13 protein-coding genes and 1 pseudogene are annotated in these 19,195 nt (G+C 36.2%); 10 read left to right on the top strand and 4 right to left on the bottom strand.

Annotated features, from left to right (window positions below; all coding sequences use genetic code 11):
* Positions 1-67: 67 nt before the first annotated feature.
* The 4 genes from dnaA to IPK91_16375 all read right to left on the bottom strand — a co-directional run bounded on the left by dnaA (position 68) and on the right by IPK91_16375 (position 4,246).
* Positions 68-1,468, bottom strand: a complete 1,401-nt coding sequence (dnaA, locus tag IPK91_16390) for a chromosomal replication initiator protein DnaA (GenBank protein ID MBK8298818.1) — start codon at positions 1,466-1,468, stop codon at positions 68-70.
* Positions 1,469-1,696: 228 nt separating this feature from the next.
* Complete coding sequence (locus tag IPK91_16385; GenBank protein MBK8298817.1) at positions 1,697-2,440, bottom strand: menaquinone biosynthesis protein; 744 nt, start codon at positions 2,438-2,440, stop codon at positions 1,697-1,699.
* A complete protein-coding gene (locus IPK91_16380; GenBank protein ID MBK8298816.1) occupies positions 2,437-3,063 on the bottom strand; it encodes a histidine phosphatase family protein in 627 nt (208 codons plus the stop codon). The genes IPK91_16385 and IPK91_16380 overlap by 4 nt, the downstream gene beginning before the upstream one ends.
* 1 nt (position 3,064) lies before the next feature.
* Positions 3,065-4,246: a CofH family radical SAM protein gene (locus tag IPK91_16375; GenBank protein ID MBK8298815.1), complete on the bottom strand. Its 1,182-nt coding sequence runs from the start codon at positions 4,244-4,246 to the stop codon at positions 3,065-3,067.
* 249 nt (positions 4,247-4,495) lie between these two features.
* Here IPK91_16375 and IPK91_16370 point away from each other — a divergent pair, with 249 nt between their 5' ends.
* From IPK91_16370 to scpA, 10 genes and pseudogenes are all read left to right on the top strand, one after another.
* Positions 4,496-5,401, top strand: coding sequence for a glycosyltransferase (locus IPK91_16370; GenBank protein MBK8298814.1), 906 nt, complete (start codon positions 4,496-4,498; stop codon positions 5,399-5,401).
* A gap of 94 nt (positions 5,402-5,495) precedes the next feature.
* Positions 5,496-8,399, top strand: a complete 2,904-nt coding sequence (locus IPK91_16365; protein ID MBK8298813.1) for a TonB-dependent receptor — start codon at positions 5,496-5,498, stop codon at positions 8,397-8,399.
* A 26-nt stretch (positions 8,400-8,425) separates the two neighbouring features.
* The gene (locus tag IPK91_16360) at positions 8,426-9,991 is read left to right on the top strand and encodes a T9SS type A sorting domain-containing protein (GenBank protein MBK8298812.1); all 1,566 of its coding nucleotides are present in this window, start codon (positions 8,426-8,428) and stop codon (positions 9,989-9,991) included.
* Positions 9,992-10,059: 68 nt separating this feature from the next.
* Positions 10,060-11,045 (top strand): annotated as a pseudogene (locus IPK91_16355) (aldo/keto reductase).
* Between the two features lie 33 nt (positions 11,046-11,078).
* A complete protein-coding gene (locus IPK91_16350; GenBank protein ID MBK8298811.1) occupies positions 11,079-12,311 on the top strand; it encodes a carboxylesterase family protein in 1,233 nt (410 codons plus the stop codon).
* Positions 12,312-12,328: 17 nt separating this feature from the next.
* Complete coding sequence (gene lhgO / locus IPK91_16345) at positions 12,329-13,528, top strand: L-2-hydroxyglutarate oxidase (protein MBK8298810.1); 1,200 nt, start codon at positions 12,329-12,331, stop codon at positions 13,526-13,528.
* A 344-nt stretch (positions 13,529-13,872) separates the two neighbouring features.
* Positions 13,873-14,064 carry a hypothetical protein gene (locus IPK91_16340; GenBank protein ID MBK8298809.1) on the top strand — a complete coding sequence of 64 codons (192 nt, stop codon included), beginning with the start codon at positions 13,873-13,875 and terminating at the stop codon, positions 14,062-14,064.
* 4 nt (positions 14,065-14,068) lie between these two features.
* A complete protein-coding gene (locus IPK91_16335; GenBank protein MBK8298808.1) occupies positions 14,069-15,100 on the top strand; it encodes a hypothetical protein in 1,032 nt (343 codons plus the stop codon).
* Positions 15,093-16,574 carry an acetyl-CoA carboxylase biotin carboxylase subunit gene (locus tag IPK91_16330; GenBank protein MBK8298807.1) on the top strand — a complete coding sequence of 494 codons (1,482 nt, stop codon included), beginning with the start codon at positions 15,093-15,095 and terminating at the stop codon, positions 16,572-16,574. The genes IPK91_16335 and IPK91_16330 overlap by 8 nt, the downstream gene beginning before the upstream one ends.
* A gap of 7 nt (positions 16,575-16,581) precedes the next feature.
* On the top strand, positions 16,582-18,711 hold the full coding sequence (gene scpA / locus IPK91_16325; protein ID MBK8298806.1) for a methylmalonyl-CoA mutase: 2,130 nt from the start codon (positions 16,582-16,584) through the stop codon (positions 18,709-18,711).
* Positions 18,712-19,195 lie beyond the last annotated feature (484 nt).

Genomic DNA, 19,195 nt, shown 5'->3' with positions numbered 1-19,195 from the left:
AACTCCTGCATTTCAGGCTAGTATTCAAAAGAGACATTTCCCTTTTGGGATCGCAAAAATAGGAATTCTATTTAAATCGTTGGCTTTTCTGTATTTTCTTTTCAATATTCTCTGCTCTTTCTCTAAAAATAAGGTCAGAATCTATTAAATATTTTGCCATGTTACAGGAATAAAGCACCGTCGCATGGTCTTTTCCACCAAAATACTCCCCAATTTGCTTCAAGGACTTCTGGGTGTATTGTTTGGTAAAATACATGGCTGTCTGCCTCGCCATCACGATTTGTCGCTGCCGGCTTTTCCCCACCAGCCTTTCAACCGGTATCTTATATTGCTCACATACGATTTTGGCTATCGATTCGACGGTTAACTCCTGGTTTACCTGATTCACATAGTTTTGAACTACTTCTTTAGCCAATTCTACGTCAATTTTTTTAAAATTCAAGGAGGACTCTGCTATGATCCGAATGAGCACACCTTCCAACTCGCGAATATTTGATTTGATATTCTGACAAATAAACTCCATCACATTTGATGGCAATTGGATCTGCCCCTGGTCCATCTTTGTCAATAAAATGGCCATCCTGGTTTCAAAATCCGGAACGGTTAAATCTGCTGTGAGGCCCCATTTAAATCGACTGATGAGCCGTTCTTCGATATCATTTAAGTCTTTGGGGGCTCTGTCAGATGCCAATACGATCTGCTTTCCCGTTTGATGCAATTGATTGAATAAATGGAAAAATATTTCCTGCGTACCAGACTTGCCAGCAAAAAACTGAATGTCATCCAATAACAAAACATCCAGGTTATGATAGAAATTCGAAAAATCACTGACCGTGTTATTCTTTACCGAACTGATAAACTGGTTTGTAAATTTTTCTGCATTGGTATATAATACCGTCTTTTCAGGAAATTGCTTTAATACTGCATTCCCAATGGCTTGCATAAGATGTGACTTGCCTAAAGCGGCATTCCCATAAATGACCAGGGGATTAAACATGTTTCCAGGTTTTTGGGAAATATGAATTCCTGCCTGCCTGGCTACCCGATTGCAATTGCCTTCAATAAAATTTTCAAATTGATAGGCTGGTGAAAGATTGGTTTCAATTTTCACTTTTTTAATACCGGGTATCACAAACGGATTGGTTATAACTCCCGGATCTTCAAAATCATGTTGTTGACTGACTTTCGTTTTTGATAGCAATTGGGGCTTCTGATAATCTTCCATCAAGATTTGATACTCCAATTTACCTCGATCACCTAACTCTTTACGAACACAAGATCTTAATAGCGATAAAAAATGTGATTCAATCCAATCATAAAAAAATTTATTAGGTACCTGAATGGTCAAGGATTGATCAACCAACTTAACAGGAACAATGGGCTCAAACCACTTTCTAAAATTTTCCTTAGGCACAGAATTCCGAATTAAATTCAGAATGTTATTCCAGACAATAACAGGATCACTGATACTATGCACTACGATTGGTTCCAAAGTAAAATTTAAATCGATTTTTGGGATGGACTCTAATTTACTTTAAAAGGATTGCAAAATTGCAAAAAATAAATGGACTTGATTCAAATCTTTCATTTTTTTTTATCACAATAAGCATCTGATAATCAAAAACTTGTAACATATTAATAAAACATATATATAAAAAATTACTAGTCAGCTGGATGAATCGGAAAAGGCGTATGTTTAATCTATTAAACAATTTGAAATTCCAGCTCGATTTAAAAATTGCTTCATTCCCTCCTTTTTATTCACATCCAATTCATAATGAATGTTTTGTTTAAAATACGTTTCAAGAATTTGTGAATTGTATTCCTCTTTTTTATAAATGAGCTGATTTATAGATGCAATGCTTTTTTTAAATGCCTCATTTAAAATATTTTGTAGCTCTTTGGGAATTTGCTTGGTAGCTACCCAAACTGCAAACACAAAAGGCAATCCGGTTAAAGCATACCAGATTTCACCTAAATCATATTCATAGGCATACCTACCTTCCAGTTCAAATGCAGCATCCCCTATTTTTAATTTTGCAAATTCTACATTTGGTATTTCATCTGATTCCTTTATTAATTTTATTGAGGAATTTTTCCAATAATCTTTAAGTAAAATTCTTAATAATTCATTAGAAGTCCTGGAAGCATGATCTAATAAAATTGCATCAATGGACTCAATGGCTTGATTTGAAAATAATTTAACCGTTCGAACCGGCCCAACACAAGCAATGCAAAAATCTGAAATTAAATACAGTTTTTCAAAATCTGAAATGGCCCCAATGGGCAATAAAGCCAAATCTACCGCTCCTGTTTTTAATAAATTGGCACAATTCGATGGAACTGCATTTATATAATTGAGTTGATTTTTTTCAAACAACGATTCTAAAGCATCTGTAAATGGCAAGGCATTCAGATACTCAACACAAGCTACTCTCAACGTTCGATACTTTTAGATAAATGGTTGCAATCATTTTCTAAAATGATTTGCCAATCGTTGTTATTGAATTCTGCAACATACAAACCGGTATTGCTGTGGTAAACCAACTCCATATGCATGAGTTCTTGCTTTTTTAAAAGGCATATCAGGGCACGCAAGGTCCTTCCATGCGTACAAATTAAAGCAATTTTAAAATCCAAATTATGAACCTCTTCTAAAAAGGACTGAAGACGCAAACTCAATTCCAATGCACTTTCACCACCATGTGCAGCATCAGAATAATTTCCATTGGACCAGGAATTTATAATTCGATAATATTTTTCCATTAATTCCGGATCTCCTGCCTTCCCTTCATGTTCTCCCCAACCAATTTCATCCAATCTGCTGTCACGAAGGATTGGCCTGTCTGACGAATCAAAATGTTGGATGGTTTGGTAACTTCTTTGTTGGCTTGAGCAACGGACATGATCAAACTGAATGTTTTTATACTGATGGTAAAACGCTTTCGATTGATGGATACCCGTTTCATTTAAAGTAGAATTAATGCCTCTCCCTTGTACAATGCCATTCCTGTTTTGATCCGTTTCACCATGGCGAAGAATAAACATTTTTTTAGTATGCATACTACACTACTGGCAAATTGTAAAAATTATATGGATTGGCATTAACGAGGTCTCCTTCATGATATTCTTTAATGATATTATATACAGAATCCCGTTCAACAGCCGTACGTCCAACTTGTTGAATCAATTGCACCAACTCCCCGGTACTCATTGCAGGATTTAGTTCTTCTGATCCCGCCATCGAATAAATTTTAGTAGTATCATCAATGGTCCCATCCAAATCATCGACTCCAAACGATAAACTGAGTTGTGCATTTGTCCTTCCCAACATGGGCCAATAGGCTTTAATGTGCTCAAAATTGTCTAGATAAATTCTGGACACCGCATAATTTCTTAAGTCTTCCAAAATACTAACTTCAGGCAAATACGACATTTCATTATCCTTATTTCTGAATTTTAAAGGGATAAACGTTTGAAAACCTCCTGTTTTATCTTGCAGTACTCGCAATCGCTCTAAATGATCGATCCGATGGGCATAGGTTTCAAGATGTCCGTATAAAATCGTGGCATTTGATTTTTTACCAAGGCCATGCCAGATTTCATGAATTCGCAGCCATTCCTCTGAACTGCATTTTCCACCCGCAATCTTTTCACGAAGTACTTCATCAAAAATTTCTGCACCTCCACCAGGCAAGGAATCCAATCCTGCTTGGAGCATGCGCTCCATGCCTTCTTCATAAGAAATCTTCGCTTTCTTGAATATGTAATGAAACTCAACCGGGGTAAGTGCTTTAATATGCAATTCAGGTCTGTGAATCTTGATTGCCTTAAAAAGATTCATATAAAAGTCTACATCATATTTTGGTAAAACACCACCAACAATATGAACTTCTGTAACAGGTTTATCGTCAAACGATTTCACAATGTCCATAATTTGCTCATGGGTATACTCCCAGCCTTCATCCCTCTTTTTTATCAAGCGCGAATAGGAACAAAAAGAGCAGGTATAGACACAGACATTGGTAGGTTCTATATGAAAATTACGGTTAAAAAAACTTTTATTACCATGCTTGTTCTCCCGAATGTAATTTGCTAAATAAGCCAATTCGGAAAGACTGGCATGCTCATACAAATACAAGCCCTCTTCAGGCGTAATGCGATCCGAATTTAAAACTTTAGACTGAATTCGACGAATTAAATCATTAGAATTCAACAAAATATCACTTTCTTCCAATAAAGTCATGCCTTCACTAATTTAGTCCTATAAATGTAACAAGAATAACAGCATCGTGTTTAATATGAAAATTATTTTGAGGATGTATTAAAACACATGAGATCAAACGTGGACTTTATTTATACAAGGATTTGACTGTAATTGAGCTGTTTACTAAAATGACCTACTAGAATAAGTGACGCTTTAAAGCTTCATATGATAATATTAAATGATTTAAAATCATAAGCTCCGGTTTCATTTTATAGATAACTTTGTGACATGCTATCCGTATTAATTCCAGTTTACAATTTTGATGTGCGAAATTTGGTACGGCAAGTTATTGAGCAATTTCAACATGGTCAAATACCATTTGAAATCATTTTATTAAATGACGCTTCAGATCAAGGATTTGAGGCTATTTTTAAGGAATTAAAATCAGAATCCTGCGTTAAATTTTTTGAAAATTCAAAAAACTGTGGACGCGCAGCATCCAGAAATCGCTTAGGCAATTTAGCTCAATTTGACTGGTTATTATTTTTAGATTGCGACGTACAATTAATCCATGCTAATTTCATTCAAACGTATTTAAATGCAATTAAATTAAATGTACAATCCGTCTATTACGGTTCGTGTTGTTATGATAAAATTCCACCGCAAACTGATCAGTTAAAATTGCATTGGAAATATGGAATGCTTAGAGAAAATCCACCGATTTCCAAACGAATCGCACATCCTTACCAAACATTTCATACAGTAAATTTTATTACACACCGAAGCATTCTACTAAAACATCCTTTTGATGAAACCCTTAGTGTTTATGGGCATGAAGACAGCCTTTGGGCAAAAACACTTCAGGAACATGCGATCCAAATTGTGCAAATTGAAAATGAAGTGTTACACTTAGGTCTCTATAGTTCCAGAATATTTTTACGAAAAACTGCAAGCGCTGTAAAAAATTTATTACTATTAGAATTCCATCATAAAAAACTGAATACAAAACTTGAATCCACCGTTAAAAAGATTCAATCCTTTGTACCCACTTGGTTGGTTTTTAAACTGTATAAAAGCATTGAGCGAAAACTCGTTCAAAATCTTTTAAGCAACAATCCAAAAATGATTTATTTAGATATATATAAATTAGGACTCTATCTTAGATTCAAAAATAAATTAACCCGACTGTTCTAAAACGGATCTTGTTAATAATTTAATTAGGAATTGCAATGATTTCGTTAACTTGCCTTTGAATTTTAACAAAATTCCCAATTTCAGACAAGTTTAAATGAAAGCTCACTACATATTAAAGTTATCTCTAATTTATTATAGCTTCTTTTTCAGTATTTCTGGAAATATTATTGCGCAAACAGTCCTAAACGGAAAATTGACAGATGCAAAAACAGGCGAAGCCTTAATTGGAGCCAGCGTATTGATAAAAGGAACAGCTCAAGGAACCACCACGGATTTTGATGGTGATTTTGTATTAAAAACGAACCTCACCCTTCCCCTTGTTTTGGAATTTAGATACAGCGGGTATGCTACAAAAGAATTAAACTATACAGAAGCAGGAAAAAAAATCAACATGCAATTGGATGTTGAATCCATTTTAATTGATGTTGTTGAAGTGAGTGGTCAAAGAATCAGTGACAAACAAAAATCTTCCCCACTTACCGTTGAATCAATGGATTTAATTGCAATTAAAGAAACCCCATCGGCCAATTTTTATGATGGACTTGGTTCTTTAAAAGATGTTGACTTAACTGCAGCAAGTCTCGGTTTCAAAGTAGTTAATACCAGAGGATTTAATAGTACCAGTCCGGTAAGGTCTTTGCAAATTATTGATGGTGTTGATAATCAGGCACCTGGATTAAATTTTTCTTTAGGAAATTTCCTTGGTTGTTCTGAGTTGGATGTATTAAAAGTTGATTTAATTGTAGGAGCCAGTTCTGCATTTTATGGACCCAATGCTTTTAATGGTGTCATTAAAATGGAAACCAAGAGTCCGTTTTACCACAAAGGACTTTCAGCTATGATAAAAACCGGTGAACGAAATTTAATTGAAACTGGAATTCGCTATGCCGATGTAATTAAAAATAAATCTGGAAATGATTTAATTGGTTTTAAAGCCAATTTCTTTTTTATGAAAGCCTATGATTGGGTCGCTAATAATTTTAATCCTGTAGACAATATTAAAAAAGATTCCTTATTTTATTTAAATAACATTCCAAATCCGGGTAGATGGGATGCTGTGAATATTTATGGAGATGAATATTATTCATTAAATGACCTTACAAGCAACAATACCTTGTCAGGGACTGAATCCAACTACTGGACCAATCCGGGATTGCGTAGCTTTTATCGTACAGGATACAAAGAAGAAGATCTGGTAGATTACAATACAAAAAATTACAAAGGAAATGCCGCGGTACATGTGCGGTTAAATCCAAAAAACAAATTCAATTCACCTGAGTTAATTATTGCCAGTTGCTTTGGCAGCGGCACAACGGTGTATCAGGGAGACAATCGTTTTTCACTCAAGAATATTTTGTTCTATCAAAATCGGATAGAAATTCAAAAAACAAACAAATATTTTTTAAGGGCTTATTCAACCAATGAAAACGCAGGAGATTCTTATGATCCCTATTTCACTGCCATTCGCTTATTGGATTATACTAAAAACAATGAAATTTGGGCAAATAATTACAGAACCTTTTGGTTGCTAAATAATAACTCCCCCTCAAAAATGTGGGCCCTCGGTTATCCAAAAGTTATTTTTAATCCAAATACCGGCATGGGTGAATTTGATTTTAACGCGGCAAAAAAATGGTTGGTGGATTATGCAGATACCTTACGCAGCTGGCATAGCCTTGCAGAAGATTTTGCAAATAAAAAAAGTTTGAATCCTTCTGAACAAACAATTGATTTTCTAACACCTGGCACACGAGCATTTGATTCGCTTTTTAATATTATTACTTCTGGTAAATCAAATTCCATTGAAAAGGGAACTCGGTTTTATGACCAATCCGCTTTGTACCATGTCCAAGGGGAATACACGTTTGAACCTTTCTTTTTAGAAAATTTAATAGTAGGTGGAAACATGCGCTGGTACAGTCCCAATTCAGATGGTACCATTCTTACAGACTCCATGGGACGGAAAATTCGAAATTTCGAATTTGGTTTGTATTCAGGAATTAATAAAAAATTATTCGACAATAAATTAAATGTAAATCTTGCATTGCGTGTTGATAAAAATGAAAATTTTGATCTCATCTCTTCACCTGCAGCTTCTTTAGTTTATAAACCTAAAGAAAACACATACCTACGTGCTTCCTTTTCATCTGCCGTTCGAAATCCAACATTAACTGACCAATATTTACATTTGAATGTAGGACGAGCCATCCTTTCAGGAAATCTTTCCGGATTTGATAGTTTGATTACGGTTGAATCCTTTGTAAATTATCTTGGAAACCGGGCCACTCCTATTGAGTATATCCGAAAAGACTCCATAAATCCACCTTTTGTTGATCCAATCCGTCCAGAACGTGTAAAAACATTTGAATTAGGAATACGAACCAGTTTGTTTAACTCCACGTTTATTGACTTAGGATATTACTTTAGTACGTACAAAGATTTTATTGGTTATAATATCGGAATCAAATCAAGATTTGATCCAGTTACCGGATTTCCAAAAGATCCTCAGGCATATCGAGTTTCTGCCAATTCAATCAACACAGTACAAACACAAGGATTTTCTGCAGGGATTAATTATTATTTTTCCAGTTTCTTTGCGTTGAGCGGAAATTATTCTTACAATAAACTGATTAAGACCAATGAAGACGATCCAATAATACCTGCTTTCAATACACCTGAAAACAAATACACTCTTGGTTTTTCAGGCAGGGATATTTATTTTTCTTTTTTCGGTGGCACCATTCGGAATGTAGGATTCAATATAAATTATAAATGGGTACAGGATTTTATTTTTGAAGGTTCACCACAATTCACCGGTTATTTACCTGCATACGGATTAATGGATGCACAAATTAATTGGAGAAATTCAAATTGGAATACCACTTTTAAACTTGGTGCTTCAAATTTATTAAACAACGAACATTATGAAGCATATGGCGGACCATCCATAGGTCGCTTAAGTTATTTTACGATTTTATATGAATGGAAGAAAAAATAATCATTGTTAATAAAAATTAATTTTATATGAAAAAAACTTTACTCTTTTGTTTTCTTTTACTTAACCTGACTTTGTTAAACGGACAAAATCAGCGATATCTTGACCAGGTATTCAGTGAAGTAAAAGTTGACTCGAACGTTGTTTATGGCGTTAACGCAACCATTTTAACTGTTGCGGATCCACGTTTTAAACAAGCGATGCCACAGCCTCTGGTAATGGATATTTACAGTCCAGCCGGTGACAATTTGGCCACTCGGCCTTTAATTTTGTATTATCATACAGGCAACTTTTTACCTTATCCACAAAATGGAAGTGTAAGTGGTACCAGACGCGATTCAACCTGTGTTGAAATTTGTACTCAATTAGCTAAAATGGGATACGTTGTTGCATCCGTTGACTATCGTCTTGGATGGGATCCTGTTAATACAAGCAAAGACGTTCGTGTATATACCTTAATCAATGCTGCATATCGTGGTGTTCAGGATGGACATACCTGCATTCGATTCTTTAAAAAGGATGTAACTGAATTTGGCAATCGTTTTGGTGTTGATACTTCCCGTATCACAATATGGGGACAAGGAACCGGTGGTTATGTTGCAGCTAACTTAGGTGCATTAGACAGCTATGGAAAAATTCCAACAGCTTCTAATGGTAAATTTTTAATCAATACACCCGTCGGAATTCTTCCAATGGTTATTGAAGCAATCAATGGAAATTTAATTGGTACCACGGTGGGTACAGTTCCTCCTGGATTTGGCGCCTTGCTGGGTGTTCCAGATGGTGACACTTTATGCTATCCAAACCATGTGGGTTACCAATCCGGATTTCAACTTGGAGTCAATATGGGTGGAGCTGTTGGGGATTCTGCCTGGATTGACATGGGTCAACCTCCGGTTATTTCTATGCATAGTACAACCGACCCATTTGCTCCTTATAAAGAAGGTCTTGTGTTAGTTCCAGTAACGCCACCCCTTGAAGTAGTTCCGGTTCAAGGAAGTTACCTCATTCAATATTTGAATACTGCATTTGGTAACAACAATGTATTTACTGCACAATCGAAATTATTTAACGACGCATATACATTGGCTGCTAATCAATTAAATGATGGATTGGATGGTCTGTATCCATTGGTAAGAGAAAGTCCATATGATTCAAGTCCATGGGATTATTGGGATCCAGCAACTAACATCAATCATGCAAGAGGTTTACAGACAAATCCAGATATGTCAAAAGCAAAAGCACTTCGCTTTATTGATACTTTAATCAACTATGTAAAACCTAGAGCTTGTTTGGCATTGGGTCTCAATTGTGATCTGAGCCGATATACAGGAACTACGAATCTAGATCCGTCTGCAGTTGGTTTAAATGTGGTGCCTAATCCTGCACAAGATCAAATTGTTGTAAAAACAGATGCTGCTTTTCCAATTCAATCTATTACTATATTGGATTTAAACGGACGGGTTTATAACACCATTTCAAGAATAAATTCAAACAGTGTTACAATCAATCGCGATGAACTTAAATCCGGTATTTACTTTTTGAAAATTCATTTCAACAAAGGAGAGAGTTTTTCAAAAGTTGTGTTTAAGTAAATTTAAATAAGTATTTATATTAAAGGGTTGCTTTAATCAAGCAACCCTTTATTTTTTAATATCAAGACATGCAATACAGAAAATTAGGGCACTCCGGATTACAACTGAGTTTACTTTCATTTGGTTCCTGGGTGAGTTTTCACAATCAAGTAGACCAACAACTTGCTGCTAAGCTCATGGCTTATGCATATGATAAAGGCATTAACTTTTTTGACAATGCGGAAGTCTATGCACACGGTAAAGCAGAAATAATCATGGGTCAGGTTCTTAAATCCATGCAATGGGATCGAAGCAGTTATCTGGTATCCAGTAAGGTCTTTTTCGGACGTGGAGATAAAAGACCCAATATGACCGGGTTGAGTCGCAAACACATTCGGGAAGCCTGCGATGAAGCCTTAATTCGAATGCAACTAAATTATTTGGATTTGTTTTTTGCCCATCGCCCGGATAAAAATACACCCATCGAAGAAACCGTATGGGCTATGAATCAATTAATCCAAGCCGGAAAAATCCTTTATTGGGGGACGTCTGAATGGTCTGCCCAGGAAATCATGGAAGCCCATCTTTGGGCAAGACAAAATCATTTAATCGGACCTACCATGGAACAGCCTCAATACAATATGCTTACAAGAAATCGAATTGAAGTTGAATACAGCCAAATTTTTAAAACCGTTGGACTTGGCACGACCATATGGTCTCCATTAGCATCCGGGATATTGACTACAAAATATCTCAATAATCAAATTCCTGAAGGAAGTCGAATGGCCTTGCCAGAATATCAATGGCTCAAAGAAAAAATTTACTTCCTGAAAATTTAAAAATTGCAAGCCAAATAAATCAACTTGCACAAGAACTGAATACAACACTTCCTAAATTGGCAATTGCCTGGTGTGCACAGAACCCAAACGTAAGTACAGTCATTTTAGGGGCTACCCGATTGGAACAATTGGAAGAAACCATTGAATCTTTAGATGCATTGCCTTTACTAACAAAAGAAGTAAATGAACGAATTGAGAATATTTTAAATAACAAACCTGCAACAACACCCTATTAAGTCCTGTTCTATTTTTGTATAAACAATTAAAGTATGAAATATCTTGCCTTGATTTTAATCAGCTGCTTTACATTCCATGGGTTTTCACAATGCGATTACTCGTCTGGGCGTTTTGCAGTTGCATCAGAAAAGAAATTGCTTTATGGCATACTCCCAGATTACAGAGACATACAAGATTCCTTGTTTTTGGATATTTATTACCCCATTGGATCTCCTGAAATTCAAAAACCGCTGGTCATTTGGGCATTCGGAGGTGGTTTTTTTCAAGGCGCCCGTGAAGATTTTGCTGCCGTTTGCAGTGATCTGGCGAGCCGGGGAATTGTTTCTGCTACCATAGATTATAGAATTGGCTTTGATGGACCTTATCCGACCTTAGGTCCACCCTTTTCTTATGATGTTGCCGAAATTATTAGAGCTGGTTACCGGGGTGCCACCGATATGAAAGGAGCCATTCGATTCTTAAAAGCAAAATCCAATCAATATGGAATTGATTTAGACAGGGTTTGGATTGGAGGTGCAAGCGCTGGATCAATTGTTGCCTTGAATGCTGCATTTCTTGATCTGGCATCTGAAAAACCAAAAGAAACAGGCGCCATCTCACCCATTGGGACGAAAGTACGTTCCGATTTAGGACCAATTGAAGGAGTACTTAACCAAAATGGTTATGATTCAAAAATTCAGGGTGTCTTCAATATTTTTGGAGCATTACTGGATACCAATGCAATCAATACGGATAATAAAATTGCAGTGTTTTCTTATCATCAAATCCAAGATCCGGTGGTTCCTTGTGATGCGAGGCCTCCATACTATAACTATACCTTTATTTCAAATAACTATCCAGTTGCCTATGGAACCTGTGTAATTACAGAACGACTAAAAAATATTGGGATGGACCCACTTTATTACGAAACATGGATATACCAGGGCAATCAACATGCTACCCATGACAATGAAGCAGTCATCGATTTTTTATTGCAACAAGCAAAACCATTTTTCTGTAAAACAATTACTAATTCTACTACTGAAACCTCACAAACACTAGATGGAGTTTATATTATTCCAAGCCTGGTGTCTGAATATTTTGAAATTAAAAATGCACCAGATCAATTTGGCTATACCATTTTCAATGCAGCGGGACAAATATTAACACATGTAAACAGAACTACAAATCATTTAATTCAGGTTTCCAATTATGAATCCGGAGTTTATTTTATGACAGTTCATAATGGTTCTTCACAAAAAACCTTGCGCTGGATTAAATATTAATTAATTCTGTTCTTTTAATGAAATACGATGTACTGATTGCCGGAGCTGGCATTGTGGGGGTATCTACAGCCTATATGTTGCTTAGTAGATCTCCGGATTTACGCATCCTGCTTTTAGAAAAAGAAGCTGAGCCTGCAATGCATCAAACGGGCCATAATTCGGGTGTTATGCATTCCGGAATTTATTATAAACCAGGATCGTACAAAGCCTGGAATTGCATACAAGGCTATCAAATGCTTGTGGAATATTGTAATAAACAAGACATTCAGTTTAATTTAATCGGCAAATTAATTGTAGCAAATCAAGCAAGTGAAATTCCTAAATTAAATCAAATTTATAATAATGGAATTCAAAACGGACTCCAGAATATTAAATTACTAAATCAGGACCAGGTAACAGAACTTGAAAAAAATGTAAGCTGTTTACAGGCGATTCTAATTCCTCAAGCTGGAATTATCGACTACAAACAGGTAGTTAAAAGCCTTTCATTAAATATTAGTAAAAATGATTCCCGCATTGAAACAAATAAAAAAATTATAAACGTACAACAAATAAACAGTGAACTAATTGTCCGGTGTTCAGATCAATCTGAATATGTTACTGATTTTTTTATTAATTGCTCCGGACTCCAATCAGACCGGATTGCAAAAATGTGTGGATTAAAATTAAATTTTAAAATCATTCCCTTCAAAGGAAACTATTTTAAACTAAAACAAGAAAAAAAAGATATTGTCGAACGACTCATCTACCCGGTACCTGATCCCCAATTTCCATTCTTAGGAATCCATTACACCCGCTTGATGAATGGAGATCAAACCTTAGGACCAAATGCCGTTTTAGTATTGGATAGAGAAGGATATTCAAACCATGCATTTGATTTAAAGGATACCATGGATATTTTAAATTATCCCGGTTTTTGGAAATTGATTGCCAAACATTGGAAAACCGGAATTTCTGAATATCGCAGGAATTATTCTAAAACCTACTTTGCACATAAAGCCAGTGAAATGACTCCTGGTATCAAACCAGAAGACCTGGTAGCTGCTGGCTCTGGAATTCGTGCACAACTTGTAGACGATCAGGGTTCAATGGTTGAGGATTTTGTTCGCCTCCGCAGTTCGAATATGATCCACGTTTGCAATGCGCCTTCACCCGCTGCAACTGCCGGACTTTCAATTGGCAAACAAATTGCAGATTGGTATTTTGATAAGGATTAATAGTTACAGTTCCCTGGATTTGATTGTATCTTTGCACACCTTTAAAATATGAAAACGAATACAACTTACCAGGCTATTTGCAGGAATACTAAGATTCAAAAAAATTTGATGAAATTGAATCAATTCCTTTGAAAAAAATAAACACAAATCAATTTTACCTTTTGCATAAAAATAGAAATTTTAACTTCGAGTTTATAAATGCAAATCTTGAAAAAAATTGTATTGAATTAAAAAGTTCCAATAAAATTATCCAAGTTCAAATTAATGGACCCATTCAACAATTAATTCAAACATTGGGTTATCATGAAGGCAAAGCCAAACATACGGATGCCTTACTTGCTCCAATGCCGGGAGTCGTATTGGAAATTTTAGTCGCTCCGGATGCAACCGTTTTAAAAGGGGATCCATTGATCGTTTTGGAAGCCATGAAAATGGAAAACATACTCCGGGCAACTCATGATGGCGTCGTTAAAAACATTTTTGTTTTAAAAGGCGACAAAGTGGAAAAAAATAAAATTCTCATTTCCTTTATCTGAGTGTATGAATTCAGATTCGATATATCAAATCTGGCCAAAACAAAACCTAGATTCTTGGATCGAACAAATTAAAAAAGAAAATCCAAATCTAGAAATTGCCCAGGCAGATCGGAAAATTGATGACGCGATTACGGTCAAGGCATTTCCATTTTATACAGAAGGTTTGATGGCGAGCACAATTCTTTCAGCTTCATTGCCTTCTAAGCACTGGAAATGTGGGATTCATTTAGAACTTACCGAAGCTAAACAGAACAACGACTTTTTACTCCATGCATTAAAAAATGGAGCAGATTATATTAGTCTTGAATGCAATGCACCCATTGATCGTGGATACCTTGATACCTTGCTTCATGACATTCAATTGGACCTCATCACGAGTCGTTGGAACGTGTATCATAACACGACAGCACATGAAATTGAAGCGTACATCCTATTAAATTATCCAGGTTCTGATTTTTTTATCAACTTTGTCACCGGTGACTTTACAGAAAAGACTAAACATATTTTCGTTTCCTTCCCAACATACAATACCAATTCCTGGACAAGTAAAATAAGCGACCTGCTTACTTTTCTTTCTAAAACAAATTTGACATCTGAGAAATTAATTATATCAATAAATCTTAGCCACGACTTTCTGCTAAATGTTGCTTCTGTCCGTGCGCTCAAATTGCTTTTACTTCGACTTGAAACGGTCTTCCGAATTAATTTCAATTCCCATTTTGAACTTACCATTGATACATCGGTATTGAATGATTCTATTAATTCAAACCTGATCAGTTTATCTAGCATTGCTCTTTCAGCCGCACTCTCAAGTCCGGATGCAATCATATTACCAGCTTCCGATCAAACTATGGAGTATAAAAATAAAAAATGGTTGCGCACTTCTGTCCATCTATTGCAGATTTTGCAACATGAAGCTTTTTTAAATCAAACACTTGATCCCTTATCGGGTTCGTATAGCATAGAAAACTTAACAGAACAAATTGCCGAACATTTATGGAACAGCATTCAATTGAGTTTAAATTATGATTCGTAAAATACTTATAGCCAATAGAGGAGAAATTGCTTTACGTATAATCCGTACTGCAAAAAAAATGGGAATTAAAACAGTTTCCGTATATAGTGAAGCAGATCGTTATGCGCTGCATACCCTTGCTGCAGATGAAGCAATTTATATTGGAGAAGCTGCATCCAGGGATTCCTATTTAAAAATGGACCGCATTTTGCAAGCAGCAATCGACACAAATTCAGATGCCATTCATCCAGGCTATGGCTTCTTGAGTGAAAATCCGGCTTTTGCTAAATTAGTTGAATCAACATCTATAAAATTTATTGGACCACCAGCTTCCGCAATGGAAAAAATGGGAAGTAAAATTGGAGCTAAACAAACTGCTACTAAAATGAACGTCCCTTTAGTTCCCGGGACGGATCATGCGATTCAATCATTAGAAGAAGCCAATTTAATTGCCACTCAAATTGGATTTCCATTATTAATTAAAGCTTCCGCCGGTGGTGGTGGAAAAGGAATGCGCATTGTCCATTCACTGGATGAATTAGCACAACAATTAAAATCAGCTGGAAATGAAGCCATGGCATCCTTTGGTGATGCTTCCGTTTTTATTGAAAAATATATTTCAAAACCAAGACATATAGAAATTCAGATTTTTACAGATTCATTTGGCAATGGCATTCATTTATTTGAACGTGAATGCAGTATTCAAAGAAGGCATCAGAAAATTATTGAAGAAGCCCCTTCAAGCTGCTTATCCTCAGAACTTCGCGAAAAAATGGGACAAGATGCTTTGAAACTCGCATTGGCTTGCGGCTATGTAGGTGCTGGAACTGTTGAGTTTTTAGCCGATGAGCATTTGAATTATTATTTTCTTGAAATGAACACGCGCTTACAAGTTGAGCATACCGTGACTGAAATGATAACCGGTATTGACTTGGTCCAATTGCAAATTGAAATAGCAGATGGTAAAAAATTAAATTTAAATCAGCAAGACTTAAAAATCAATGGACACAGTATTGAGCTTCGTATTTGTGCAGAAGATCCATTGAATCAATTTTTACCAAGTACCGGAACTCTGGAGATATATCGCCCACCTGCAGATCAAAGCATCCGATTGGATGATGCATATTGTGAAGGAATGGAAATACCAATACATTATGATCCATTAATTGGAAAATTGATCTCACATGGAACAAATCGCTTGGAAGCAATTGAAAAATTAAAAAAAGCAATCAATCAATTTCAAATTAAGGGCATTGAAACTACCCTTGATTTTGGAAGCTATGTTTTAAATCATCCCGAATTTATTCGGGGTGATTTTGATACCGGATTTATTCTAAAAAATTACGAAGCCTATTTAGCAGAACACAATGATGTAGCGTTTGAAGAAGCTGCCGCTTTAGCCGCACTGAAAATTTATATGATGCAAGTCAGCCTTCCTAAAATGAATTCAGGACTTGTAACAAATTGGAAAAGCAACAGAAAAACGTATAATTAATTGTTGCATGTTAGATTTAAAAAAAATCAAAAATCTAAAATGGAGTCATCCGGAATTTCCTACGCCGGATGCAGTACACACATTTGAAACCTCAGAATCGATTGTCATAAAATCCTTTTTGACTCCCTCTGAGTTGGATGAAAATTATAAATACTATGTTTCAGGTATTGCCCCTTTTTTACGAGGTCCCTATGCAAGCATGTATTTAAATCAAGCATGGACTATCAGACAATATGCTGGTTTTTCCAATGCCAAAGACAGCAATGCATTTTATAAAAAAAATCTTGCAGCAGGACAAAAAGGACTATCCGTTGCATTTGATTTAGCTACCCATCGTGGATATGATTCCGACCATCCACGCGTTCGGGGGGATGTCGGCAAAGCAGGCGTTGCCATTGATAGTATTGAGGATATGAAAATACTATTTGATCAGATTCCCCTGGATCAGATTTCAGTATCGATGACCATGAATGGTGCCGTGCTTCCAATTCTTGCATTTTATATTGCATTGGCCGAAGAGCAAAACATAGCAAGTCAGAAACTATCCGGTACGATTCAGAATGATATCTTGAAGGAATTCATGGTTCGAAATACTTACATCTATCCGCCAGAACCTTCCATGAAAATTGTATCCGATATTTTTAAATATTGTTCAACAAATCTTCCCAAGTTTAATGCAATAAGTGTCAGCGGGTATCACATGCAAGAAGCTGGAGCTTCTGCGGATATTGAACTAGCCTATACCCTGGCAGATGGATTAGAATACATCCGAACCGGCTTAAAGGCAGGTTTAGACATAGATGATTTTGCTCCCAGGATTTCATTCTTTTTTGGAATTGGAATGAATTTTATGATGGAAGTGGCTAAGTTAAGAGCTGCCAGGTTGTTATGGGCAGAATTGGTTGCAGAATTCAAACCTAAAAATCCAAAATCACTGGCATTAAGAACCCATTGCCAAACTTCGGGTTGGAGCCTTACCGAGCAAGAGCCTTTCAATAATGTCGCTCGAACGTGTATCGAAGCTCTAGCTGCAGTTTTTGGAGGCACCCAGTCCTTACATACAAATTCACTGGATGAAGCCATTGCATTGCCCAGTGAATTTTCTGCAGGCATTGCAAGAGAGACCCAATTATATATTCAAAAACAAACAAAAATTTGTAATACAGTAGATCCTTTTGGAGGATCCTATCAAATAGAATATTTGACAAATCAGTTATACACTAAAAGCAAGAAGCTCATCCAGGAAATTGAGGAATTAGGAGGGATGACAAAAGCGATTCATATTGGCTTACCTAAATTAAAAATTGAAGAAGCAGCCACAAGAAAACAGGCGCGAATCGATTCTGGCATCGATTCAATCATTGGAGTAAATATTTATAATGAACGGCAGGAAGCTTCTGAATTTGAAATTCTGGAAGTCGATAATGCCAGAGTCCGTGAAGAACAAATAGCACTTTTAAAAACCATCCGGTTAAATAGGAATCAAGAGTTAGTGTACGCTTGTTTAAACGAATTAGAAGCCCTGGCTCGCACAGGAAATGGCAACCTACTGGAATGTTGCATTCGGGCAGCAAAGGCTCGTGCCAGTCTTGGAGAGATCAGCCAGGCACTTGAAAATGTGTTTGGTCGTTATTCCTCTGATCCGAAAATTGTTTCTGGTGTATATTTCAGAAGTTTTCAGGAAAAGCCGATGATGAATGAAGTCATAAAATTATCAGACGACTTTGCCAAACTAAATGGCAGACGTCCTCGCATTCTGGTTGCAAAATTAGGCCAAGATGGACATGACCGCGGCTCCCGTATTGTCGCAACCGGATTTGCTGATCTGGGTTTTGATGTTGACATTGGCCCACTATTTCAAACACCGGCTGAAGTTGCAAAGCAAGCTGCTGAAAATGATGTCCATGTGATTGGGATCTCTTCACTCACAGCGAGTCATAAAACCTTGGTCCCTGAGTTAATTCAGGAATTAAACCAAATTGGCCGTTCTGATATTTTGGTGGTTCTAGGCGGGATTATTCCGGAAAAGGACTTTGAATTTTTATTCAATCAAGGAGTGATCGCCATATTCGGCCCGGGCACTCCGGTACCTACAGCAGCTAAAACAGTTCTTCTCAAACTATTAGCGCGATATTAAATTAATAGCAGCATTACTAATGTTAGTTGATAGATGATCGTTGATAGTTGATAGTTGATAGTTGATAGTTGATTGTAGGAACTTGTGAATTTCTTTGTGGCTTTGCGTCTCTGTGTGAAATAAAATAATTGATAGGTGATTGTTGTTAGTTGTTATTAGAAACTTGTCCTAACCTAAAATAGCTTGACTTTTTAATATAAATTAAGTACAGCGTTGATGATTCTTTGTAGAAAAACCAATTATTGTCGGCCGTGGTTTGAATAGCGTTTGATTGAATTTAAATTTTGCAACGGACCAATTCGTTGATAACACAACAAGCTTCTTCCTGCTTCTACGCTAGGTTTAACAAATCCCTAGTATAAAATTTATTTCTTAAATACACTCTTAATCAAAAGCAGCTAATGAACAACCCGCTATTGCTAAATTACTATTCATTAAACGAAATTAGATTTACCCAATTGCACCATTACAACATTATAGGATT

This window comes from Saprospiraceae bacterium (genome assembly GCA_016712145.1).
In the GTDB taxonomy this organism is placed as follows: domain Bacteria; phylum Bacteroidota; class Bacteroidia; order Chitinophagales; family Saprospiraceae; genus Vicinibacter.
Note: the sequence above shows the minus strand (reverse complement) of the source record. Positions and strands in the feature narration are given on the sequence as shown.

What these genes read in the sequence shown, in the direction of transcription:
- IPK91_16350 (MBK8298811.1), top strand. Translation starts at nt 11,079, where the DNA reads ATGAAATATCTTGCCTTGATTTTAATCAGCTGCTTTACATTCCATGGG.
- IPK91_16365 (MBK8298813.1), top strand. Translation starts at nt 5,496, where the DNA reads ATGAAAGCTCACTACATATTAAAGTTATCTCTAATTTATTATAGCTTC.
- lhgO (MBK8298810.1), top strand. Translation starts at nt 12,329, where the DNA reads ATGAAATACGATGTACTGATTGCCGGAGCTGGCATTGTGGGGGTATCT.
- IPK91_16370 (MBK8298814.1), top strand. Translation starts at nt 4,496, where the DNA reads ATGCTATCCGTATTAATTCCAGTTTACAATTTTGATGTGCGAAATTTG.
- IPK91_16360 (MBK8298812.1), top strand. Translation starts at nt 8,426, where the DNA reads ATGAAAAAAACTTTACTCTTTTGTTTTCTTTTACTTAACCTGACTTTG.
- IPK91_16375 (MBK8298815.1), bottom strand. Translation starts at nt 4,246, where the DNA reads ATGACTTTATTGGAAGAAAGTGATATTTTGTTGAATTCTAATGATTTA.
- IPK91_16335 (MBK8298808.1), top strand. Translation starts at nt 14,069, where the DNA reads ATGAATTCAGATTCGATATATCAAATCTGGCCAAAACAAAACCTAGAT.
- IPK91_16340 (MBK8298809.1), top strand. Translation starts at nt 13,873, where the DNA reads ATGCCGGGAGTCGTATTGGAAATTTTAGTCGCTCCGGATGCAACCGTT.
- IPK91_16380 (MBK8298816.1), bottom strand. Translation starts at nt 3,063, where the DNA reads ATGCATACTAAAAAAATGTTTATTCTTCGCCATGGTGAAACGGATCAA.
- scpA (MBK8298806.1), top strand. Translation starts at nt 16,582, where the DNA reads ATGTTAGATTTAAAAAAAATCAAAAATCTAAAATGGAGTCATCCGGAA.